Genomic DNA, 21,068 nt, shown 5'->3' on the forward strand with positions numbered 1-21,068 from the left:
CCGGGTCAGGTGTCGCCCGGTTTCGCCATTCCTTCGATACGGTCGGTTTGGGCTGCGGAAGCGGCGGCGCGCTCTTCCAGCTGCGACAATAGCATGGTCTGCAATTCCTGCTCCAGCTCCTTGGCGCGGGTGATGTAGGCGGGGTTGTTCACTGTCGGAACGGTCGGATCCCACAGTCCTGCCAGCTCGCGCACAGATTTGCGGTCGTGCTGGTAGAACATCTTTTCCATCTCGGCCGCTTCGAATTCGGAAAGCCCCATGTTTTCCAGCACATAGCGCCCGGCCCTGAGCGAGCTGTCAAAGAGTTCGCGCACGATGTCGTTGGCCCCGGCCTTGAACAGGCGGAACACATGGGTGCGGTCGTGGGCGCGCGCGACGATGTGCAGGTCGGGCCGTTTGCGGCGGGCGAACGCAACCAGCCTTGTGGCTGCGTCGGGATCGTCCAGCGCCACCACCAACACCTGCGCGCTGGCCAGCCCGGCGGCGTGCAGCAGGTCGGGGCGGGTCGGGTCGCCGAAGAACCCCTTGATGCCAAAGCGGCGCATCCGCTGGATCGCGCCAAGGTCGTTGTCCAGCACGACGGTCTTGTATCCGCTCGAACGCACCAGCCGGTTGACGATCTGCCCGAAACGCCCGATCCCGGCGATGATGACCGGGCCCTGGGCCTTTATTTCGTCGGGTTCGCGGATCTCGGCGCCGTCGTCCATCCGGCGCGACAGCCAGTCGTAGAGGATAAAGAGCAGCGGCGTGATCAGCATCGAGATTGCCACCACCAACAGCAACAGCCCGGTCATCGACGGCGGGATCACGTTCTGCTGGCCGGAAAACGAGATCAGGACAAAGCCGAATTCCCCCGCCTGCGCCAGCGACAGGGTAAAAAGCCACAGGCTGCGCCGCCGCAGGCCAAAGGCGCGGCCCAGCAGATATAGGATCGCGCCCTTGAGCACGATCACCGCCAGCGCCAGCCCCATGACGGTAAAGAACTGACCCAGCAGCGCGTTCAGGTCGATCCCCGCGCCCACGGTGATAAAGAACAGCCCCAGCAGCAGCCCCTTGAACGGGGCGATATCGCTTTCCAGCTGGTGGCGGAACTCGGAAGAGGCCAGCACCACCCCGGCCAGGAAGGCCCCCAGCGCCGGCGACAACCCGACCAGGTTCATCAGGAACGCGATGCCGATCACGATCAGCAGCGCCAGCGCGGTGAACAACTCGTTCAGCCGGGCGGCGTGGATAAAGCGAAAGACCGGGTTTGTCAGATAGATACCGGCCAGGATGATCGCCCCGACCGAGCCAACGGTCACCAGTGTGACGCCCCAGCCCGGCAGGCTCTGGATGAATGACACCGCCGCTTGGTGCGCGCCTTCGGGTTCCGGCGCGCCGCCTTCGCTGACGCGCTTGATGGTCTCGCCCAAAATCATGTCGGGCGTCTTGGGCAGCGCCAGCAGCGGCAGGAACGCCAGCATCGGGATGACCGCGATGTCCTGTGTCAGCAGCACGGAAAAGGACGACCGCCCGCCGGGTGTCTGCATCAGCCCCTTTTCCGTCAGCGTTTGCAGCACGATCGCGGTGGAAGAGAGCGCAAAGACCATGCCGATGGCCAAGGCCACGCTCCAACCCAGGCCCAGCGCCATGCCGCCGGCCATCACCGCGGCCGTGGTCAGCGATATCTGCAGCCCGCCCAGCCCCAGCAGGCGGTGGCGCATGTCCCACAGCGCGCGGGGTTCCAGCTCCAGCCCGATGATGAACAGCATCATCACCACGCCGAATTCGGCGAAATGCTGCAGCTCTTCGGTTTCATGCCCGCCGATAAAGCCGAATATCGGCCCGATCAGCAGCCCCGCGGCCAGATACCCCAGCACTGACCCCAGCCCAAGCCTTGCCGCCAGCGGCACCGATATGACGGCGGCGGCGAGAAATATGGTGGCCTGGAACAGGAAACCGTCCATGCGATGGCGGACCTCGATTGCTGTTGTCGTGGCGATATAATGGCAGGGCGGTGGGGCATTTGCACGGCTTGATGTGCCGTTTTTTCCCGGGTCCGTGTCAGCTTGCCCTGCAGCGAGGCGTCAGCCCCTGGGCATCTTCAGCACCACGGTGCGGCCGCGCTTGACATAGTGCAGTTCGTCATCGCCGATCGCCGCTACCTGGCCGCCGTCTAGCCGGTCGCCGACCTCGACCTTGCGATAGCGGCCATTGGCCATCCGCACCAGTGCGCGGCGGTCGCCAGGGCTGCCATAGACGCCGATCAGGTTGACCTTGCGCAGCGAGATCTGGTTGGTCTCGGTTGCGGCACGGGCGACCGAGGCCGTGCTGGGAATGGGGACCGACATCTGTTGATCGGCATGCACGGGCTCTGCCGTGGCCTGGCGGACCTGCTCGACACGGGCGGCAAAGTTTGCCGGGCGCAGACGCGGGCGCAGCGACGTGGCCGAGGATTCCTCGGTCGCCTCGCGCAGGGCGCGTTCTATATCGTCCTGCGGATCGGGGGGCGTTGCCTCGTCATTGGCTTCGGTCTCGGCCGCGGTTTCGGCGTCATCTTCGCGCGCGGCCAGCGATGCGGGGCGCAGCCGGGGCCGGATTTCGGGGGCTTCGGGTGCGGCGGTGGCAGGATCGTCCAGAACCACCGCGCTGGCGCGCGGCGGGGTCGGCGGCGGCGTGATCGGCGGTGCGCCGGCAATGACGGTGATGCCGTCGGGGGTGACAACGCCATCGGGCGTGGCGGCGATGAAGCCGCGTTCGTCAAGGTCGAACCGCGCCTGCGCCGGCGGCGGTGTGCCGGGTGAGGGCGGCAGGGGTGAGGGCGTCAGCGCGTCGGCCCCGGGCACGGCCGAAAGCGCTGCAAAGCGCGGCTGGTCGTCAGGCTGGGTGCGATAGAGGTCGCGGCGCGAGGTGGTGCCGGGGGCCTCGGGCGGGTCGGGCGCCAGTTGCCAGATGCCGGTTGCGGCATAGCGCGCGCGCACCTCGTCGGCGGGCAGTTCATCGGTTACCGCTTCGGCGCGGGGGCGTGGCTGGGGCCGCGTGGCCGCGGGCGCGCTGCTTTCCTCTGCCGGCAGGGCGGCAACGGGTTCGTCGGCGGGTGGTTTTTCGTCGGCTGCGGTCTGCACCGGCTCGCTGCTGCGGAACAACCCGGAAACGCCGTCATCGAGCACCAGCGCCGACCATGCCGCCACGGCCACCAGAAAGAGCAGCAGCAGCGCCGTCAGGATCAGCGCCATATAGCGCGGCGGGCGGGCGGGGGTATCGTCGCTGCGCCGTGCGCCAAAGACGGTCATGCGCTGCGCTTCGTTCAGCGTACCGGAACTGGCCAGCGGCTGGGGCTCCGGGGTGGTTACCTGGCTGGCGGGCGGTCGGGGCGCGGTGGTGTCCGGCGCCTTGGTCCGGGCAGGTCCGCGCCGCGACAGGAAGGCGCCGATCGCGGCCCCGGCGGATTTGCCGGGCTTGTCGCCGGGCGGCGTGGAAGCGGCGGGGGCAGGGGGCCTGACTGACTCGGACGCTGGCTCGGATACTGGCTCGGATACTGGCGCGGCGGCGGGTGTCGCTGGTGGCGGCGCCTTGGGGACAGACAGCTTGGGCTGGGTGTCCGAATTCGGCTCCTTGACCGCCGGGGGCGCGGAAAAGCGCGCCTTGGGCAGTGGAACTTCGCGGCTGGCCCCATCGAGCGGCGGCGGCGCGCGGTGGTCCCGGCTGGTGGCAAAGGCGGCCGCCTTGTCGACGCTGCCGGCCCCGGCGGCTGCATCGGGTTTTGCCTTGCGTTTCTTCTTGCCGCCACGCCCACGCTTGCCGCCGGCGCCGGGCGCGCCCGCGTCGGGGGCGGTTTCGCGTTCCGGTGCGTTCGCTGTGTCGGCAGGGGTATCGGCGGGCGGGGGCGGTGTGCTGGCCTTCTCTGGCGTTTCCGCCGCGGGCCCGGTCGGGGCCGGCGCAGGCGGCGGCGCCGGGGCGGCCACAGCGTCGGCTGCCATGCCGGCAACCGGCCCCGGCGCCGCCTCGGGCGGTACCGGCTCGGGCTCGGGCAGGCGGGCGGCGCCGATGACGCGGATGATCTCGGTCTCGCGGTCGATCACCTCGTCGGGGCCAAGCACGCGGGCGGCATATTTCGTCTCGCCAAAGAACGGCTCGGCGGCGAATGCGGCCTCGTCCGGCATGGCGACGAAACACAGCGGGTTGAACTTGTGCTCGGTGGCGAATTCCTCGGCCTCGGCCAGGGTTTCGCGCGCCACCGCCGCCACATGTACCACGTTGCCGCGCACGGACCAGTCCCATGACAGTTCCCTGAGCGCATAGGGCGTGGCCCCGTCGAGCGCCTCGCGCACCAGCGCCTCGATCCTCGAGACGCCGCGTTCGGCGGTCTCGAACGCCATGTACTTGATCTGCTCGTCGGGGATGACCAGTTTGGTGCGCAGCCCGGTGGGGTTGAGCGCGCGTGCCTTCGCGGATAGTTCCGCCAGGTCGGCGGTCAGGTCCGCGGCATCCAGCCGGACCTCGCCCACAAGGTGCCAGCCGCCCTGGACACGGTGCAGCAGGCCGATCCCGTCGAACGAGAGTGTCAGGGCGAAATTAGGTTTCATCGCTAGGACTTTAGCCCAAGAAGTTCATGACTGTATACCGGTCAGCAATGGAACGAGTCCAGTGCGGCAGCGGTGAAAGGAAAACCGCGCGCGAATCTGCCGGATGCCGGCAGATGGCGCGCGCGGCGTTCTGATCAGCCGGCGGCCTTTTGCAGCGCCTGGTCGAGATCGGCGATGATGTCCGCGGTATCCTCGATCCCGATCGAGATGCGCACCGTCTCGGGCGCGGCACCCGCCGCGACCAGCTGATCGGGTTCGAGCTGGCGGTGCGTGGTCGATGCCGGGTGGATCACCAGCGAGCGGGTGTCGCCGAGGTTGGCGACATGGCTGAACAATTCCAGGCTCTCGACGAACTTGACGCAGGCGTCATAGCCGCCCTTCAGCGTCACGGTGAACAGCCCGCCCGCGCCCTTGGGGCAGATCCGGGTCATGCGCTCGTGATAGGGCGAGGATTTGAGCCCGGCATAGGTGACGCCGGCCACGGCCGGCTGCTGTTCCAGCCAGGCGGCCACCTTTTCGGCATTCTCGCAGTGGCGCTGCATGCGCAATGACAGCGTCTCGATCCCCATCAGCGTGTAATGCGCTGCCTGCGGGTTCAGGGTCATGCCCAGGTCGCGCAGGCCGATGGCGATACCGTGAAAGGTGAACGCCAGCGGGCCGAATGTTTCGTGGAACTTGAGCCCGTGATAGGCCGGTTCGGGCTGGCTGAGCGAGGGGAACTTGTCCGAGGCGGACCAGTCGAACGTGCCCGAATCGACAACCACGCCGCCGGTGACGGTGCCGTTGCCGGTCAGGAACTTGGTCATCGAATGCACCACCAGCGTGGCGCCGTGTTCGATCGGGCGGCACAGGTACGGCGTGGCCGAGGTGTTGTCGACGATCAGCGGGATGCCGGCCTTGTCGGCCACCTTTGCGGCGGCGTCGAGGTCGGTGATATAACCGCCCGGATTGGCGATGGATTCACAAAAGATCGCGCGCGTATCGTCGTCGATCGCGGCGGCGACGGCATCCATGTCGTCGAAGTCGACGAACCGCGCCTGCCAGCCGAAACGGCGGATGGTCTGACTGAACTGGGTGATCGAGCCGCCATAAAGCCGCGTCGAGACCACCACGTTCAATCCCGGTCCCATCAGCGGAAAGAGCGCCATGATCTGCGCCGCGTGGCCCGAGGAACAGCAGACCGCGCCGGCGCCGCCTTCCAGCGTGGCGACGCGTTCCTGCAGCACCGCCACCGTGGGGTTGGTCAGGCGCGAATAGATATAGCCCACTTCCTGCAGGTTAAAGAGCGCGGCCGCGTGCTCGGCGTCGCGGAACACATAGGCGGTGGTCTGATAGATCGGCGTCTGCCGCGCGCCGGTGGCCGGATCGGGGCGGGCGCCTGCATGGATTTGCAGCGTGTCGAAGCCGAATTTGTGCGGTTGGTCGGACATTGGGATACCTCTGTGACTGCGTTGCAGACAGGGGTATGCGATGTTGGCTGAGCCGACAACCGGGTTGTTGCATTGCGCCGCTCCCGGCACCGCACGCGATGCCGCGCCATACAGCGAGGATTTCAGCTGTCGACCGGGCCCATGCGCTCGGCCCCGGCGGGCAACTTCCGGGTGCTTGCGGCATCGTGCCGGGCGGTTATCGAGAACGAGCCGTCGCTTTCGAGCACCACAGTTTGTGCAGCCGCCGCCGAGGCAAGCCCGCCCGAGCGCAGGATCGCGTCCAGTTCGGCCTCTGTCACCCGCTCGCGGTGTAGCGTGTCGTGACAGACCTCGCCCCGGTAAACCAGAAGCTGCGGCTCGGATCGTACCAAACGCGCGACCCGGCGCGAGCGGACGGAACCGGCGGCGACCACCCATTGCAGGCCGATGAGCATAAACAGCGCCACCAGCCCTTCGGCAAGGGGCACGGTCTTGGACAGAAGAATGGTCGCGAGGGTGGAGCCAAGCGCCACGGTCACCACCAGATCGAAGGCATTTAGCTTGGCCAATGTGCGCTTGCCTGAAACCCGCAGCATGGCCACCAGCGCGCCATAAGCCATCGTCCCCACCAGCACGACGCGCAGAAGGTCGGCCCAGTTGTCGAATAGCATGTTCTCGATCTCAAGCATCTGGTTCCCAACCGCCAAGAGCCCGTTGGGTTCCCCTTTCAGCGCATCCAGAATCCGTTTCGCTTGATGGTGTTGCGGATCGCCTGTTCCTTGCGGGGCAGGTCGTTTCGGTCGAAAAGCGCGCGCACCTTGTGCCCGCGGCCGTGGTAGATCATGAATTTCATCGCGTCGTATTCCTTGAGCACCTTCTTGACGCGGTTGGGGGCAGCGACCTGTTCCAGCACCTCGACCGCGCGGTCGGATTCGCGGGCATAAAGCAGCGGCAGCAGGCGGTAATGGCAGGTTACCTCGCCATCGAGCAGCCCCTCGGGCAGGGTGTCGCGCCCGCCGCCCAGGCTGTGGATGACCAGCGGCAACGCCACCTGGTCAAGCCAGGGATCAAGCGACTGGCAGACCAGTTCGGGCGGCGGGTCGTCGCGTATCTCCAGCGCATAGTCCAGGAACCGCCGGCCAAAGACGCGCGGACAGCGGTAAAAAAAGAAACCGGCGTTGAAATAGAGGTAGCGGCGCCAGAATTCGTCGGGCCATGAGGTGTCGAGAGAGCTTTCGAAATCCAGACCGAACCTGTCGTAAAGCGATTTCCAAGTTTCGTTGTAGCCGGGGCCGTAAAGCTCGATCTGCGGCCAGGTGCCCTCTCGCCGCATAGACGCGGTTGGGCGGTCGAAATCGAACGGTACCGACGTGATGTCGCCCAGTACCAGCGTGTCGGTGTCGAAAAAGACGAACGGCTCGCCCTCGGGCAAGGCCATCAGCGCCTCGATCTTGTTGCCATAAGCGTAGCTTTCACCGAAATGGCGGCTTTCGAACGGCAGGATCTCGGCGCCCAGATCGGCCAGAAGGTCGCGCGTGTCGCGACCGCGGATGTCGGGCTTGGATGACCACAGCCGCCCCGGCTGCGGCTCGGCCACGAACAGCCGGCCTGAAAAGAGCGGCGAATTGCGCCTGAGCGAGGCGGCGAAAAGCACCGCTTCGAACTGCAGCCGCCCGCCTTGTCCGATGACGACGATGTTGAAGGGTTGGTTTTCCCTTGCCTTTGCGGCCATAGTGAAGAGACCCTGCGAAACTGCCCGATGCGCGTTACCCGCCGCCACTATAGGTGGCAATGTCGCCGGGCAGAAGGGGGCAGTTGGCGATATCCGCCAAGGGGAGAGGTGCAAGATGATCGACTGGATGTTCCTGGCGCTTGCAATGGCGGTTTCGGGGGCCGGCGGCGGTGGCGCGGGTGGTGCCAAAAATGCCGATAATGCCGGCGATAGCGCGGCCGCCCCGACGTCTGCCCAAACGACTGCCCCGGCAACCGGCCTGACGGCCGAGCCGCAAACGCCCACCGGCCAGTTCACCACCGCGACCGAGGTGCGCCCGATCCTGGATGCGACGCGCGCCAACTGGGTAGCGGTGCGCGAATATGACGGGCGCGACCTGGTCTATGTCACGCATCTCTTCAGTTGGCGCTGCGGGCTCTATGGGCTGCGCATCTCGGTCAATGGCGGCCCGGCGCAGGACTGGCCGCTGCCGCCCTGCCATACCGGGACCGCCCAACCCAACGCCATCACCGACGATGACGGGTTGCCCTATTGGGAATTCCCGCTGGGCCATGTGCAAAGCCTGCTGGTGGAAATCCTTTACGATGACCTGGGAACCGACAGCGTGCGGTTCGAGCGTGCGCAGGTCTTGATGCCGTGACGGGACATGCTTGCGTCTATCGCCCGGCCCAGAGGTCTTCGTAGACGGCGGCGATGCCTTCGGCCTCTTGCCCGATGCTGAAACGGGTCTCGGCGGCATCGCGCGCGGCGCGGGACATGGCGGCATGGCGGTCTGGGTCAGACAGCAGCGCCGCCAGCGCCCCGGCGGCGTCGCCTGCCTCGGTTATGATGCCGCAGCGGCCCTGGCTGGCAAAGCTGCGGTAATAGCCCTGGTCGGTGGCGACGAAAGGCACGCCGCTGGCCATCCCTTCGAGCGGGGCCATGCCGTAACCCTCGTACCGGGGCAGTTGCACCACGCAGGACAGAGCGCGCATCAGCCCCGGCAGCGCATCCGGCGCAATTTCACCCGGGAAAAGGATGCGGTCGCTCAACCCTGCCTCTTCAATTCGGGCCTTGAGCCGGGCAAGGAATGCGGCATCCGCCCTAGCCGCGCGCCCGATCACCAGCGCCGTCAGGTCGGGGTGGCCGGGCAAGAGCGCGATCATCGCATCGACAAAGCGGTCGGTGCCCTTTTCGCGGCGAATACGCCCGATGGTGGCGATGCCGTGTTTGCCCGGATAGCCGGTCGCAGCCCAACTGGCGGCGCGGCTGGCGGCAGGGGTGAACCGGTCGGTGTCGACCCCATGCGGGACCACCGCGCGCACGTTGGGCACATATCTCGCTGCCTCTTCGGTGGTGGCAATCACCGCGTCCATGCGCGAAATCAGCCAGCGCGGAAAGGCCGAATGCCGCCGGATCGCGGCCGAGGTAAAGACCGCGCGCACCGGCATCCGCAGCACATCGCGGGCATAGATCGCGGTGCGCATCTCGGGATTGCGGCGCACATGCCAGATGGTAAAGGGCCGGCCCGGCGGTGGGGTGCGCGAGGCGCTGATCGCCTGCGCGCGGGTGATCGGGGCAGGGCAGCCGGGCAGGGGATGCCCCGCCAGCGCCAGGTCAAAGCGGTCGACCTGCCGCCGCACCACAGCCGCCGCCGTGGCCGAAACCCCGGTGAAGTTGGCATTGAAATTGGTGACGATCAGCTCGGGCATGGGGCGGGTGCCTCTTGCGGCGGCCCAAGCGCCAGTGCCGCGCAAAGTGTATCGGTCAGATCGTCCAGAACGTCCTGTTGGTGCGCGGCAAAGGCGCGGGCGGCGTCGCGCATGGCCGTCAGCGCCTGCGCATCGGCCAGCAGCTCAGGCACCGCGCGCGCCAGTGACGCCTCGTCCGGGACCTCGCGCGCCGCGCCATTGGCGTCCATCTCGGCGTAGGTTTCGGCGAAATTGGCGTAAAGCGGCCCGTGCAGGACGGCCGAACCGGCATGCGCGGGCTCATAGGGGTTATGCCCGCCCACGGGCGTGAACGACCCGCACAGGCATGTCAGCGGCGCCAGCGCGTACCACAGCCCGGTTTCGCCCAGCGTATCAGCCAGATAGACCTGTGATTCATTGCCGATCTCGTCGCCCCGGCTGCGGCGGGCACAGGTCAGCCCCGCGCCCCGGATCAGCGTTTCGATGGCATCGGCGCGCTCAGGGTGGCGCGGCACGAGGATCAGCAGCGCACGGGGATCGCCTTTCAGCACCGCGCCATGCGCCTTGATCACGATCTGGTCCTCGCCCGGATGGGTCGAGGAGGCCAGCCACAACGCCCGGTCGCCGATCTGTGCGCGCATGCGCTGCAACGCCTGCGTCTCGAATGGCAGCGGTCCCGCCAGCGCCTTGAGGTTCGCGCCCTTTTGCGCCTGCGCCAGCCCCAGCGCGCGCAGATGCGTCTCGGTCCGGGCGTCTTGACAATGGATCAGCGTGAAATGGTTCAGGATGTAACGCGCCGTGGCTCCAAAGCGTTTCCACCTGCGCGCGGATCTATCTGACAGGCGGGCGTTGACCAGAGCGATCGGAACGCCGGTGGCGCGGGTTTCGATCAGCATCTGCGGCCAGAGTTCGCTTTCGACAAACACTGCGGCGTCGGGGCGCCAATGGGACAGAAACCGGCGCAGCGCCGGGCCGGTGTCGAGCGGCGCGAACTGGTGGGTGGTGCGTGGCGGCAGGCGCTCGGCCACGACCCGGGCCGAGGTCGCCGTGCCAGAGGTGATCAGGAACCCCGCATCGGGCAGCCGCGCGCCCAGCCGTTCGATCAGCCGCAGGACCGACACGCTTTCCCCGACCGAGGCGGCGTGAAACCAGACCCGCCGCCCGGCGGGGCGGGCGGCGGTGGCGTGGCCCATGCGTTCGCGCCGGCGCGCGGGGGAAACGCCCTGTTCCGCCAGCCGGGCCGAGACCCGCCGATAGGCGACCGGCGCCAGCAGCCCCGCCGCAACGCGATAAAGCCGCACGGTCAGAGGCATGCCGGGCATCAGCCGCCGGTGTGGCTCATGTGCCGGGTCATCTGCCCCGCGACGGTCTGGCGCGAATAGTCGAAATCGTGGCCCTTGGGCTTGCGCGCGATGGCGGCGCGGATCGCTGCCTCCAGCGGGGCATCAGTGCCGGGGTTGTCACGCAGGGGCGCGCGCAGGTCGGCCATGTCTTCTTGCCCCAGGCACATGTACAGCTCGCCGGTGCAGGTCAGCCGCACGCGGTTGCAGCTTTCGCAGAAATTGTGGCTGAGCGGGGTGATGAACCCGATTTTCTGACCGGTCTCTTCAATACGGACATAGCGCGCTGGCCCGCCTGTGCGCTCGGCCAGGTCGGTCAGGGTGTGGCGCTCGGCCAGGCGTTCGCGCAGGTCGGTCAGCTTCCAATACTGGTCGAGCCGGTTCTCGTTGCCGATATCGCCCATCGGCATGACCTCGATAAAGGTCAGGTCGAGGCCGCGTTCGGCGCACCAGTCGACAAGGGTGAACAGCTCGTCCTCGTTCACGCCCTTCAGCGCCACGGTGTTGATCTTGACGCGCAGGCCCGCGCGTTGCGCCGCATCGATGCCGTCCATCACCTGGCGCAGGCGGCCCCAGCGGGTGATGCTGGCGAACTTTTCCTCGTCCAGCGTATCGAGCGAGATATTCACCCGCCGCACGCCGGCGGCATATAGCTGATCGGCAAAGCGCGACAGCTGGCTGCCATTGGTGGTCAGCGTCAACTCCTTTAGCGCGCCACTGTCCAGGTGCCGCGTCATGGCGTTGAAGAACGTCATGATCCCCTTGCGCACCAATGGTTCACCGCCCGTGATCCGCAGCTTTTCGACCCCGAGCCCGATGAAGGTGCTGCACATCCGGTCGAGTTCTTCGAGCGTCAGCAGCTCTTTCTTGGGCAGAAAGGTCATGTTCTCGGCCATGCAGTAGACACAGCGAAAATCGCAGCGGTCTGTGACCGATACACGCAGATAGGAAATCGCGCGGTGGAAGGGATCGACAAGCGGGTTTGTCATGCCGGAAAACCTAGGGCGCGGCGCGGCAGGACACAAGCGCGATATGCGTTTGATTGGCTGGCGGGCAGCGCCTAAGGTGCGGGCATGAAACCGGTTAAGATGCTGTTTATTTCCGTTGTGCTCGGGGGCTGTGCGGCCGGCCCGGGCGGGCTGTTGGGCATGGGCCAGTCCGAGAGGGCGCCACAGGTGGCCGACGGTAATGGCCAGATCCACCCCCGCACCCGGCCGGGCGATACGCCCGCCGATGCCCGTACCGCCGATGAATTCGACACCACCAGTGCCGAGGAGCGCCAGCGCGCCGTGGCCGAGGCCACAGGCAGTGGGGGCGAGACCGCGCTGGGGATAACGATCGCGTCACTGGGCGCGGTGGGCGAGCCGGGTATCTGGCTCAAGACGCCGTTGGTGGATGCCCCGGCAACGGGGCGGGTGGAATACCCCGAAAAGGGTACGGCGGTGGCGGTCGACCTGGTCCCGCTTGACGCCGCGCCGGGGGCGGGCAGCCAGATTTCCCTGGCCGCGATGCGGCTGATCGAGGCCGACCTGACCGCCCTGCCGGAACTGCGCGTGTTTCGCGTGGACTGAGCTATTACGCGCTATTCCACCGTAACCGACTTGGCCAGGTTGCGCGGCTGGTCCACGTCGGTGCCTTTGGCCACCGCCGTGTGATAGGCCAGCAGCTGCGCCGGCACCGCGTAAAGAATCGGCGCCACAAGCGGGTCGCAATCGGGCAGAACCAACTGGCGCCAGACGCCATCCTGTGCCGCGGTCGCGCCGGTGCGGTCGGTGATCAGCATCACCTTGCCATCGCGCGCCATCACCTCTTGCATGTTCGATACGGTCTTGTCGAAAAGCGCGTCACTGGGCGCCATCACCACCACCGGCATGGACTGGTCGATCAGCGCGATGGGGCCGTGTTTTAGCTCGCCAGATGCATAACCTTCGGCGTGTATATAGCTGATTTCCTTTAGTTTCAGCGCACCTTCCAGCGCCAGGGGGAACAGTGTCCCCCGGCCCAGGAACAGCGCATGATCGAACTCGGCCAGGCGGTTGGCGGCCATGTGGAACGCCTCGTCCTGTTCCAGCGTCAGCCCGATCAGCGCCGGCAGCGAGCGCAGTGTCGACAGCCGGTCTGCCAGCTCGTCGTCATCCAGCCGGCCACGGTCATGCGCGGCCTTGAGCGCCAGCAGCAGCAGAACCGCCAACTGACAGGTGAACGCCTTGGTCGAGGCGACGCCGATCTCGGCCCCGGCAAGGATCGGCAGGGCGATGTCGCATTCCCGCGCGATCGAGCTTTCAGGGACATTGACCACCGCCAGCCGCCGCGCGGCGCGACCCTCGCAATAGCGCAGCGCCGCAAGGGTGTCGGCGGTCTCGCCCGACTGGCTGACAAAGATCGCGGCGGTCCGGGCCGGGATCGGTGGCTCCCGATAACGGAATTCAGATGCGATGTCGGCATCCGTCGGCAGCCCGGCCAGCTGTTCGAACCAGTATTTTGCGGTCAGACCGGCGTAATAGGCGGTGCCGCAGGCCACCAGCGAGATGCGGTCGATGCTCTTGAAATCGGGCAGATCGGCGTCAAGGTCGATGCCGCGGCCATCTGCCGTCAGGTAATGTTTCAGCGCGTCGCCCAGCACCACCGGCTGTTCGGCGATTTCCTTCATCATGAAATGGCGGTGTCCGCCCTTGTCGACGCGCTTGCTGTCGACGTCGATGCGCCGCACCTCGCGGTTGGCCAGCGCGCCGTTGGCATCGGTGATGGTGACGCCCGCACGGGTGAGAACCGCGCAATCGCCCTCTTCCAGATAGGTGATGCGGTCGGTCATCGGCGCCAGCGCGATCGCGTCGGAGCCGACATACATCTCGCCATCGCCGTGGCCCACCGCCAGCGGGCTGCCCTTGCGCGCGGCAACGATCAGGTCGGATTCGCCGTCAAAGAGAAAGGCCAGCGCATAAGCGCCTTCGAGCCGTGAGAGCGTTTCTTTCGCCGCATCTACCGGCCCGGCGCCCTGTTCCATCAGGTGGCGCGTCAGCAGCGCCACGGTTTCGCTGTCGGTTTCGGTGTCAAAGCCCAGCCCGGCGGCGGTCAGCTCAGCGCGCAGGTCGCGGTAATTCTCGATGATGCCGTTATGCACAACCGCCACCGGCCCGGCGCAGTGCGGGTGGGCGTTGGCGACCGAGGGCGCGCCGTGGGTGGCCCAGCGGGTGTGCCCGATGCCGGACTTGCCCGTCAGCGGTTCATGCACCAGCAGGTCGGACAGGTTGTCGAGTTTGCCAACGGCGCGGCGGCGGTCAAGGCGGCCGTCATTGATGGTGGCAATGCCGGCGCTGTCATAGCCGCGGTATTCCAGCCGGCGCAATGCCTCGACCAGCGTCGGGGCAACCTCATGTGTCCCCAAGATGCCTACAATTCCGCACATTTATTGGTCTCCAAAGGCTATTTTCTGGCCTTAAGTTTTAACATATCGAACAATTTCATTGCCAGTCCCGGCTTTGTCACCTGCCGTGCGCGGCCAATCGCCAGCGCACCGTCCGGCACGTTCTCGGTGATGACCGAGCCAGAGCCGGTCATCGACCCGTCGCCCAGGCGAACCGGAGCCACCAGCATGGTGCTGGAGCCGACAAATACGTTCTCGCCTATCTCGGTGCGGTGCTTCATCACCCCATCGTAATTGCAGGTGATGGTGCCGGCGCCGATATTGCTGCCGGCGCCCACATCGGCGTCGCCGACATAGCTGAGGTGGTTGACCTTGGCGCCGACGCCAAGGCGGGCGTTCTTGATCTCGACGAAATTGCCGACGCGCGCGCCCTGATCCAGATCGGCGCCGGGGCGCAGCCGGGCATAGGGGCCGACAACCGCGCCGGCGGCCACGCGACAGCCTTCGAGATGCGAAAAGGCGCGGATCTGCGCGCCACCCTCGACCGTCACGCCGGCGCCGAAGACCACGTAGGGCTCCACCACCGTGTCGGGGCCAAGTACGGTATCGAGCGCGAAATGCACTGTTTCGGGCGCGCTGAGCGTGACACCGCCATCCAGCGCTGCCGTGCGGGCGCGGGCCTGAAAGGCGGCCTCGGCCGCGGCCAGGTCGGCGCGGGAATTGATGCCCAGCGTTTCGGCCTCGTCGCAGGATACGGCGGTAGCCGACAGCCCCCGCGCCTGAGCCAGCCCGACGATATCGGTCAGGTAGTATTCGCCGGCGGCATTGTCGCAATCCACGGCGTCGATCAGGCTGAACAGCGTTTCGGCATCGGCGCAAACCACGCCGGAATTGCAAAGGGTTATAGCCTTTTCTGCATCCGTCGCGTCCTTGAATTCGAGGATCCGTTCCAGCTGCTCGCCAGCCATGACCAGCCGGCCGTAACGGCCCGGATCGGCGGCCTCGAACCCCAGCACCACGACGTCATGGCGCGCCCGCGCCTCGGCCATCCGTCGCAGCGTGTCGGCCCCGATAAAAGGCGTGTCGCCATAAAGAACAAAGACATCACCCGAAAATCCCCCCAGCGCCGGCGCCGCCTGCGCGACGGCATGGGCGGTGCCCAGCTGTTCGGTTTGCAGCGCAACGGACAGGTCCGGATCAATGGCGTGCGCGGCCTTTTCCACCTGTTCGGCGCCGTGGCCGGCAATGATGACCGTGCGTTCGGGCGCCAGCGCCGCGCCGGCCTGCATCGCATGGGCCAGGATCGGCACACCGGCCAGCGGATGCAGCACCTTGGGCAAATCCGATTTCATCCGCGTGCCCTTGCCGGCCGCGAGGATGACTAGCGCCGTCGCCATGAGATGACCCTTTCCTTTCGGTTGCGCCCGTTTTATCCGGTTGGCAAGCTGGTGCAAGGCCGGACGCTTCAAAGATGATTGCGCCATGTAACAGCCATTGGCGGATTGCCGCCAGTGCTGCCAGATATGGCTGAAACAGGGCGAAGGGGAACATTCATGCGCACGGTTGTGTTCGATCTGGACGGCACGCTGGCGGATACGAGCGGCGACCTGATCGCGGCGGCGAATGCCTGTTTCCGGGCCATGGGCGCGGGCGACCTGCTGGACCCGGTGCGCGATGCCTCGACCGCCTTTCGCGGCGGGCGCGCGATGCTGGCGCTGGGGTTGGAGCGGATGAAACGCCCCGGCGACACCGACTGGGTCGATGACCACTATCCCGTGCTGCTTGATGCCTACGAAGCCGCCATTGACACCCATACGGTGCTTTACCCCGGGGCGATGGACGCGGTGGGCGTGCTGGCGGCGACGGGCTATCGCGTGGCGATCTGCACCAACAAGCCCGAACGCCTGGCGCTGATCCTGCTGGAGCGGCTGGGGGTGCTCGACGCCTTTGGCGCGGTGGTGGGGGCGGATACCCTGCCGGTGCGCAAGCCCGACCCCGAACCCCTGCGCGAGGCCGTGCGCCGCGCAGGTGGCGCGCCGGAACGCGCGCTGCTGGTGGGCGACACCGTCACCGACCGCGAAACCAGCCGCGCCGCCGGCGTGCCCTCGGTACTGGTGACATTCGGCCCCGATGGCATGGGCGTGGCAGAGCTGGCGCCAGAGGCGTTGATCGGCGATTACGGCGAACTGCCCGGCGTGGTCGAGCGGCTGCTGGGCCCGGCCTGAAGGCTGCCTGCAGGGCGATTTCGGATTTCGTGAAACACGGGCGCGCGGTGGCCGCCGCGCCATTGACCCGGGCGGGAATGCCCCGCACAAATGGCCCATGAACGAGATATTCAAAGGGTCCTTCACCCAGCAGGAACCGATCCCCGACGACGGGATCGCCGCGGCGCTTGAGGTCATGCGCAGCGGGCGGCTGCACCGCTACAACCTGGCCCTCGGCGAAGAGGGCGAGGCAGCGGCGCTGGAGCGCGAATTCGCCGCCCTCACCGGCGCGCGGCACGCGCTGGCAGTGGCCTCTGGCGGGTATGCGATGGCAACGGCGCTGCGCGCGGTCGGGGTGGGGCCGGGCGACAGGGTGCTGACCAACGCCTTTACCCTGGCGCCGGTGCCGGGCGCCATCGCCAGTGTCGGCGCGCAGCCGGTGTTCGTGGGCGTGACCGAGGGCCTTGTCATCGACCTGGACGATCTGGCGGCCAAAGTGGACGAGGCGGATGTGCTGATGCTCAGCCACATGCGCGGACATATCTGCGACATGGACCGGCTGATGGATATCTGCACCGGCTCCGGCATCACCGTGATCGAGGATTGCGCCCACACCATGGGCGCAGCGTGGAACGGCATACCCTCGGGGCGGCATGGGTTGGTGGGGTGCTACTCCACCCAGACCTACAAGCACATGAATTCCGGCGAGGGCGGGTTGCTGGTCACGGATGATGACGAGGTGATGGCCCGCGCGGTGCTGCTGTCGGGTTCCTACATGCTCTATGGTCGCCATGGCACCGTGCCGCCCGAAGAGGTGTTCGCAGCGGTGAAATACGACACGCCCAACATATCGGGGCGGATGGACAACCTGCGCGCGGCCATCCTGCGCCCGCAACTGGCGCGGCTGGACGAACAGTGTGAACGCTGGAATGAACGCTATCGCGTCGTCGAGGCGGGGCTGCGCGGCACGCCGGGGCTGCAGGTGATCGAACGCGCAAAAAAGGAACGCTATGTCGGATCGTCCATCCAGTTCCTGCTGCTCGACTGGCCCGGTGAGGCCATCGAGGAGGTGCTTGCGCGTTGCCTGACCCGGGGGGTGGAGCTGAAATGGTTCGGCGCGGCCGAGCCCGCGGGCTTTACCAGCCGCTATGACAGCTGGCGCTATGCGCCCAGCGAGCCGATGCCGGCCAGCGACCGTGTGCTGCGCGGGATCGTCGACATGCGGCTGCCGCTGACCTTTGATCTGGAGGATTGCGCGCTCATCGCCCGGATCATCCGGGCCGAGGTGGGGGCAGTCTGGCAGGAACACGCGGCCTGATTCGGCGCACCTGCCGGCACGGGCGATGGCGCGACCCCGATGCGCCAACCAGGTATTTGTGGCCAGATGAATTGCCGGGCGTGGCGCAGGGACGGGCGAGTATCGCCCATTGACCGGTCGGGGTGTGCGGGCATATAAATGAACAAGTGTTCAATAAATGCCGGAGCCGGGAAATGTTCGACAAGGGACTGCGATTCGATCTTGGTGAGGACGTGAACGCGCTGCGCGACATGGCGCATCGCTGGGCGCAGGAGCGGCTGAAACCGATGGCGGCCGATGTCGACCGCGACAACGTCTTTCCACCCGAGCTGTGGCCCGAGATGGGCGAGCTGGGCCTGCTGGGCATCACCGTGGAAGAGGAATATGGCGGCGCCGGGATGGGATACCTGGCCCATGTCGTTGCGGTCGAGGAGGTGGCGCGCGCCTCGGCCAGCGTGTCGCTCAGCTATGGGGCGCATTCCAACCTCTGCGTCAACCAGATCCGGCTGAACGGCACGCCCGAGCAGCGGCAGAAATACCTGCCCGGGCTGGTGTCGGGCACCCATGTCGGCGCGCTGGCCATGTCCGAGACGGGCGCCGGCAGCGACGTGGTGTCGATGAAGCTGCGCGCCGAGCGGCGCAACGACCACTATCGCCTGAACGGCAACAAGTACTGGATCACCAACGGCCCCGACGCCGATACGCTGGTGGTCTACGCCAAGACCGACCCTGAGGCGGGCGCCAAGGGCATCACCGCCTTCCTGATCGAAAAGAGCATGAAGGGGTTTTCGACCAGCCCGCATTTCGACAAGCTGGGGATGCGCGGGTCGAACACCGCCGAGCTGATATTCGAGGACGTCGAAGTGCCGTTCGAAAACGTTCTGGGCGAGGAAGGCCGCGGTGTGCGGGTGCTGATGTCGGGGCTGGATTACGAGCGCGTGGTGCTGGCCGGTATCGGGCTGGGCATCATGGCCGCCTGCCTGGACGAGATCATGCCCTACATGGTTGAGCGCCGCCAGTTCGGCCAGCGGATCGGGAATTTCCAGTTGATGCAGGGCAAGATCGCCGACATGTATACGGCGATGAATTCGGCCCGTGCCTATGTCTATGCCGTCGCCGGTGTCTGCGACCGGGGCGAGGTGACCCGCGCCGACGCCGCCGCGTGCTGCCTGTATTCGTCGGAAGAGGCGATGAAACAGGCCCACCAGGCGGTGCAGGCGATGGGCGGTGCCGGGTTCCTGGCGGATGCGCCGGTGGCGCGGCTCTTCCGTGACGCCAAGCTGATGGAAATCGGCGCCGGCACCTCGGAAATCCGGCGGATGCTGGTGGGGCGCGAGCTGATGGGGGCGATGGGATGAAGGATTACAAAACATTTGCAGAAGAGTACGAGAAGTCTCAGGCATTCTTTCAGAGCCAGATTGCCAATTACGAAAACAAGGCATTTGAGTATGGTGTCATAGTCGTCAGAAATGCGGTTCTGATTTCAGGTGGCGGTCTGCTGGCAATTCCAACAATTGTTGGCCTTGCTTCAGAGGTTCCAGTAAATATGGTTGATGCAATTGCGGCCGGCATTGCATTTTCGTTCGCACTAATTCTGTCAATACTTGGCGCGTATATTGTACACATAAACTGGATGCTTCACGCTGAAGCTTGGAGAAAACATTGGGGGATTCAGGCCGAGTTTCTGCGAAAATGGTATCTTGAAGATGTTCCTGAGGAGGATCTTCAGATTGAACAGAAACAGTACTTCTCCGGCAGCGTTTGGATGACCTTTATTCTGCCACACGTCATGGCCATTCTTTTCCTGCTGTCTGTCGCCTACGGTTTTTGTAAACTGTATTCCGCTCTCGGCGTTTCTGCGTGATCTTTGGCTATGCTGAACCCTTTACCATACGATGAGCTGTACGATGGCTTTCGCTGGAACCTGCCCGACCGGTTGAACATGGCCGTGCAGGTCTGCGACGCCTGGGCGGGGGCAGAGCCTGACCGGGTGGCCATTGTCGACATGGAGGCGGGCGAAATCAGCTATGCCCGCCTGCGGCAGATGGCCGACAGCCTTGCCCATGCGCTGGTGGCGCGTGGCGTGACGCGGGGCGACCGCGTTGGCGTGCTCAGGTCGCAGGGCGCGTGGTGTGCGGCGGCCCATATCGCGATCTGGAAAATCGGCGCGATTTCAATCCCCTTGTTCAAGCTCTTCAAGCATGATGCGCTGGCGTCGCGCGTGGGTGATGCAGGCGCGCGGATCATCATTGCCGATACCGAGGGGGCCGAAATGGTGGCCGCGCTCGACGCCGTCACCGCGATGGTGCCCGAGCAGGAAACCCTGCCGGGCGGCACGTTCGAGACCGCCGATACCGGCGCCGAAGACCCGGCGGTGCTGATCTATACGTCCGGCACCACCGGCAGCCCCAAGGGTGCACTGCACGCCCACCGGGTGCTGACCGGGCATCTTCCCGGGGTGGAGATGAGCCATGATTTTCTCGGCCAGCCGGGCGACCGCCTGTGGACGCCGGCGGACTGGGCCTGGATCGGCGGTCTGTTCGATGTGGCGATGCCGGGGCTGGCGCTGGGGGTGCCGGTGGTGGCCGCGCGGTTGCCCAAGTTCACGCCCGAGGAATGCAAGAGAATCGTCACCGAAGCCTCTGTCAGGAATATATTTTTTCCGCCCACGGCCCTGCGGATGCTGAAGGCGGCCGATATGGCGCTGCCCGGGCTCCGGACCGTGGCCAGCGGGGGAGAGCCGCTGGGAGCCGAGATGCTTGACTGGGGGCGGCGGGCCTTTGGCCTGACCATCAACGAATTCTACGGCCAGACCGAATGCAACATGGTCGCCAGTTCCTGCGCCGCTTTGTTCGAGCCCCGTCCGGGCGCCATAGGCCGTGCGGTGCCAGGGCACGAGGTGGCGGTGATCGACACCGAGGGCCGTCCGGTCGAGGGTGAGGGCGATATCGCCATTCGCCGCGGATCGGCCTCGATGATGCTGGAATACTGGAACCGGCCCGAACAGACGGCGGAAAAGCTCCTTGGCGACTGGCTTCTGACCGGCGATCGCGGGGTGATCGAGGCCGGTTTCATCCGGTTCATGGGGCGTGAGGACGACGTCATCACCTCGGCCGGCTTTCGTATCGGCCCGGCCGAGATCGAGGATTGCCTGCTTACCCATCCGGCGGTGGCCACGGTGGGTGTGGTCGGCAAACCCGACCCGCTGCGCACTGAGGTGGTCAAGGCCTATGTCGTGCTCAAACCCGACGTGGAACCCGCCGACCCACTGGCTGAAGAGTTGCAGAACTACGTCAAGAAACGGCTCGCAAGCTATTCATATCCGAGGGAAATCGCGTTTCTGGATAAGCTGCCGATGACGGTGACCGGAAAGGTGATCCGCAAGGAGCTTAAGGCCCGCGCGGCGGCGGAGAACACCGGATGAGGGGCGCTTGCAAGGAAAAACGGGCCGGCGCATTGGTCGGCCCGCACCTGTCTGTCGTCTCTG

At 66.2% G+C, this 21,068-nt stretch carries 17 protein-coding genes; 7 read left to right on the forward strand and 10 right to left on the reverse strand.

Annotated features, from left to right (window positions below; genetic code table 11):
• Positions 1-5 precede the first annotated feature (5 nt).
• The 5 genes from DL899_RS03945 to DL899_RS03965 form a co-directional block, all read right to left on the reverse strand.
• The gene (locus tag DL899_RS03945; protein WP_111732666.1) at positions 6-1,946 is read right to left on the reverse strand and encodes a monovalent cation:proton antiporter-2 (CPA2) family protein; all 1,941 of its coding nucleotides are present in this window, start codon (positions 1,944-1,946) and stop codon (positions 6-8) included.
• 120 nt (positions 1,947-2,066) lie between these two features.
• The gene (locus DL899_RS03950; protein WP_111732668.1) at positions 2,067-4,565 is read right to left on the reverse strand and encodes a hypothetical protein; all 2,499 of its coding nucleotides are present in this window, start codon (positions 4,563-4,565) and stop codon (positions 2,067-2,069) included.
• A 134-nt stretch (positions 4,566-4,699) separates the two neighbouring features.
• Positions 4,700-5,995 (reverse strand): O-acetylhomoserine aminocarboxypropyltransferase/cysteine synthase family protein, encoded by a 1,296-nt coding sequence (locus DL899_RS03955; RefSeq protein WP_111732670.1) that lies wholly within the window; start codon positions 5,993-5,995, stop codon positions 4,700-4,702.
• A 122-nt stretch (positions 5,996-6,117) separates the two neighbouring features.
• The gene (locus DL899_RS03960) at positions 6,118-6,663 is read right to left on the reverse strand and encodes a DUF421 domain-containing protein (RefSeq protein WP_111732911.1); all 546 of its coding nucleotides are present in this window, start codon (positions 6,661-6,663) and stop codon (positions 6,118-6,120) included.
• 38 nt (positions 6,664-6,701) lie between these two features.
• Positions 6,702-7,706, reverse strand: a complete 1,005-nt coding sequence (locus DL899_RS03965; protein WP_111732672.1) for a hypothetical protein — start codon at positions 7,704-7,706, stop codon at positions 6,702-6,704.
• A gap of 115 nt (positions 7,707-7,821) precedes the next feature.
• Here DL899_RS03965 and DL899_RS03970 point away from each other — a divergent pair, with 115 nt between their 5' ends.
• Complete coding sequence (locus tag DL899_RS03970) at positions 7,822-8,346, forward strand: hypothetical protein (protein ID WP_239494593.1); 525 nt, start codon at positions 7,822-7,824, stop codon at positions 8,344-8,346.
• A 16-nt stretch (positions 8,347-8,362) separates the two neighbouring features.
• On the opposite strand, the gene DL899_RS03975 is transcribed toward DL899_RS03970, so the two are convergent.
• The 3 genes from DL899_RS03975 to moaA are packed head-to-tail and all read right to left on the reverse strand — an operon-like array spanning position 8,363 to position 11,705.
• Positions 8,363-9,397 carry a glycosyltransferase family 4 protein gene (locus DL899_RS03975; protein ID WP_111732675.1) on the reverse strand — a complete coding sequence of 345 codons (1,035 nt, stop codon included), beginning with the start codon at positions 9,395-9,397 and terminating at the stop codon, positions 8,363-8,365.
• Positions 9,385-10,689, reverse strand: coding sequence for a 3-deoxy-D-manno-octulosonic acid transferase (locus tag DL899_RS03980; protein WP_239494594.1), 1,305 nt, complete (start codon positions 10,687-10,689; stop codon positions 9,385-9,387). Before DL899_RS03980 ends, DL899_RS03975 begins: the two co-directional genes overlap by 13 nt.
• Before the next feature lie 8 nt (positions 10,690-10,697).
• Positions 10,698-11,705, reverse strand: a complete 1,008-nt coding sequence (gene moaA, locus DL899_RS03985) for a GTP 3',8-cyclase MoaA (protein WP_111732679.1) — start codon at positions 11,703-11,705, stop codon at positions 10,698-10,700.
• 84 nt (positions 11,706-11,789) lie between these two features.
• Between moaA and DL899_RS03990 the strand changes: the two genes are divergently transcribed.
• Positions 11,790-12,287: a hypothetical protein gene (locus DL899_RS03990; protein WP_111732681.1), complete on the forward strand. Its 498-nt coding sequence runs from the start codon at positions 11,790-11,792 to the stop codon at positions 12,285-12,287.
• An 11-nt stretch (positions 12,288-12,298) separates the two neighbouring features.
• On the opposite strand, the gene glmS is transcribed toward DL899_RS03990, so the two are convergent.
• Both glmS and glmU read right to left on the reverse strand, forming a co-directional pair.
• A complete protein-coding gene (gene glmS, locus DL899_RS03995) occupies positions 12,299-14,122 on the reverse strand; it encodes a glutamine--fructose-6-phosphate transaminase (isomerizing) (RefSeq protein ID WP_111732683.1) in 1,824 nt (607 codons plus the stop codon).
• A 17-nt stretch (positions 14,123-14,139) separates the two neighbouring features.
• Positions 14,140-15,477 (reverse strand): bifunctional UDP-N-acetylglucosamine diphosphorylase/glucosamine-1-phosphate N-acetyltransferase GlmU, encoded by a 1,338-nt coding sequence (glmU, locus tag DL899_RS04000; RefSeq protein ID WP_111732685.1) that lies wholly within the window; start codon positions 15,475-15,477, stop codon positions 14,140-14,142.
• Between the two features lie 156 nt (positions 15,478-15,633).
• Here glmU and DL899_RS04005 point away from each other — a divergent pair, with 156 nt between their 5' ends.
• The 5 genes from DL899_RS04005 (at position 15,634) to DL899_RS04025 (ending at position 21,005) form a co-directional block, all read left to right on the forward strand.
• Positions 15,634-16,305, forward strand: coding sequence for an HAD-IA family hydrolase (locus DL899_RS04005; protein WP_111732687.1), 672 nt, complete (start codon positions 15,634-15,636; stop codon positions 16,303-16,305).
• Positions 16,306-16,402: 97 nt separating this feature from the next.
• The gene (locus tag DL899_RS04010) at positions 16,403-17,602 is read left to right on the forward strand and encodes a DegT/DnrJ/EryC1/StrS family aminotransferase (RefSeq protein ID WP_111732689.1); all 1,200 of its coding nucleotides are present in this window, start codon (positions 16,403-16,405) and stop codon (positions 17,600-17,602) included.
• A 173-nt stretch (positions 17,603-17,775) separates the two neighbouring features.
• Positions 17,776-18,939 carry an acyl-CoA dehydrogenase family protein gene (locus DL899_RS04015; protein ID WP_111732691.1) on the forward strand — a complete coding sequence of 388 codons (1,164 nt, stop codon included), beginning with the start codon at positions 17,776-17,778 and terminating at the stop codon, positions 18,937-18,939.
• Entirely contained in the window at positions 18,936-19,445 is a 510-nt protein-coding gene (locus DL899_RS04020) for a hypothetical protein (RefSeq protein ID WP_111732693.1), read from the forward strand. The genes DL899_RS04015 and DL899_RS04020 overlap by 4 nt, the downstream gene beginning before the upstream one ends.
• A 9-nt stretch (positions 19,446-19,454) precedes the next feature.
• A complete protein-coding gene (locus DL899_RS04025) occupies positions 19,455-21,005 on the forward strand; it encodes an AMP-binding protein (RefSeq protein ID WP_111732695.1) in 1,551 nt (516 codons plus the stop codon).
• Positions 21,006-21,068 lie beyond the last annotated feature (63 nt).

Source organism: Roseovarius amoyensis, from assembly GCF_003260265.1.
GTDB lineage: Bacteria > Pseudomonadota > Alphaproteobacteria > Rhodobacterales > Rhodobacteraceae > Roseovarius > Roseovarius amoyensis.

Excerpts from the sequence above, each read along its gene's own strand:
- DL899_RS04015 (WP_111732691.1), top strand. The coding sequence starts at position 17,776 with ATGTTCGACAAGGGACTGCGATTCGATCTTGGTGAGGACGTGAACGCG.
- glmS (WP_111732683.1), bottom strand. The coding sequence starts at position 14,122 with ATGTGCGGAATTGTAGGCATCTTGGGGACACATGAGGTTGCCCCGACG.
- DL899_RS04010 (WP_111732689.1), top strand. The coding sequence starts at position 16,403 with ATGAACGAGATATTCAAAGGGTCCTTCACCCAGCAGGAACCGATCCCC.
- DL899_RS03945 (WP_111732666.1), bottom strand. The coding sequence starts at position 1,946 with ATGGACGGTTTCCTGTTCCAGGCCACCATATTTCTCGCCGCCGCCGTC.
- DL899_RS04005 (WP_111732687.1), top strand. The coding sequence starts at position 15,634 with ATGCGCACGGTTGTGTTCGATCTGGACGGCACGCTGGCGGATACGAGC.
- moaA (WP_111732679.1), bottom strand. The coding sequence starts at position 11,705 with ATGACAAACCCGCTTGTCGATCCCTTCCACCGCGCGATTTCCTATCTG.
- DL899_RS03990 (WP_111732681.1), top strand. The coding sequence starts at position 11,790 with ATGAAACCGGTTAAGATGCTGTTTATTTCCGTTGTGCTCGGGGGCTGT.
- DL899_RS03960 (WP_111732911.1), bottom strand. The coding sequence starts at position 6,663 with ATGCTTGAGATCGAGAACATGCTATTCGACAACTGGGCCGACCTTCTG.
- DL899_RS03970 (WP_239494593.1), top strand. The coding sequence starts at position 7,822 with ATGATCGACTGGATGTTCCTGGCGCTTGCAATGGCGGTTTCGGGGGCC.
- glmU (WP_111732685.1), bottom strand. The coding sequence starts at position 15,477 with ATGGCGACGGCGCTAGTCATCCTCGCGGCCGGCAAGGGCACGCGGATG.
- DL899_RS03955 (WP_111732670.1), bottom strand. The coding sequence starts at position 5,995 with ATGTCCGACCAACCGCACAAATTCGGCTTCGACACGCTGCAAATCCAT.
- DL899_RS03975 (WP_111732675.1), bottom strand. The coding sequence starts at position 9,397 with ATGCCCGAGCTGATCGTCACCAATTTCAATGCCAACTTCACCGGGGTT.
- DL899_RS03950 (WP_111732668.1), bottom strand. The coding sequence starts at position 4,565 with ATGAAACCTAATTTCGCCCTGACACTCTCGTTCGACGGGATCGGCCTG.
- DL899_RS04025 (WP_111732695.1), top strand. The coding sequence starts at position 19,455 with ATGCTGAACCCTTTACCATACGATGAGCTGTACGATGGCTTTCGCTGG.
- DL899_RS03965 (WP_111732672.1), bottom strand. The coding sequence starts at position 7,706 with ATGGCCGCAAAGGCAAGGGAAAACCAACCCTTCAACATCGTCGTCATC.
- DL899_RS03980 (WP_239494594.1), bottom strand. The coding sequence starts at position 10,689 with ATGCCTCTGACCGTGCGGCTTTATCGCGTTGCGGCGGGGCTGCTGGCG.
- DL899_RS04020 (WP_111732693.1), top strand. The coding sequence starts at position 18,936 with ATGAAGGATTACAAAACATTTGCAGAAGAGTACGAGAAGTCTCAGGCA.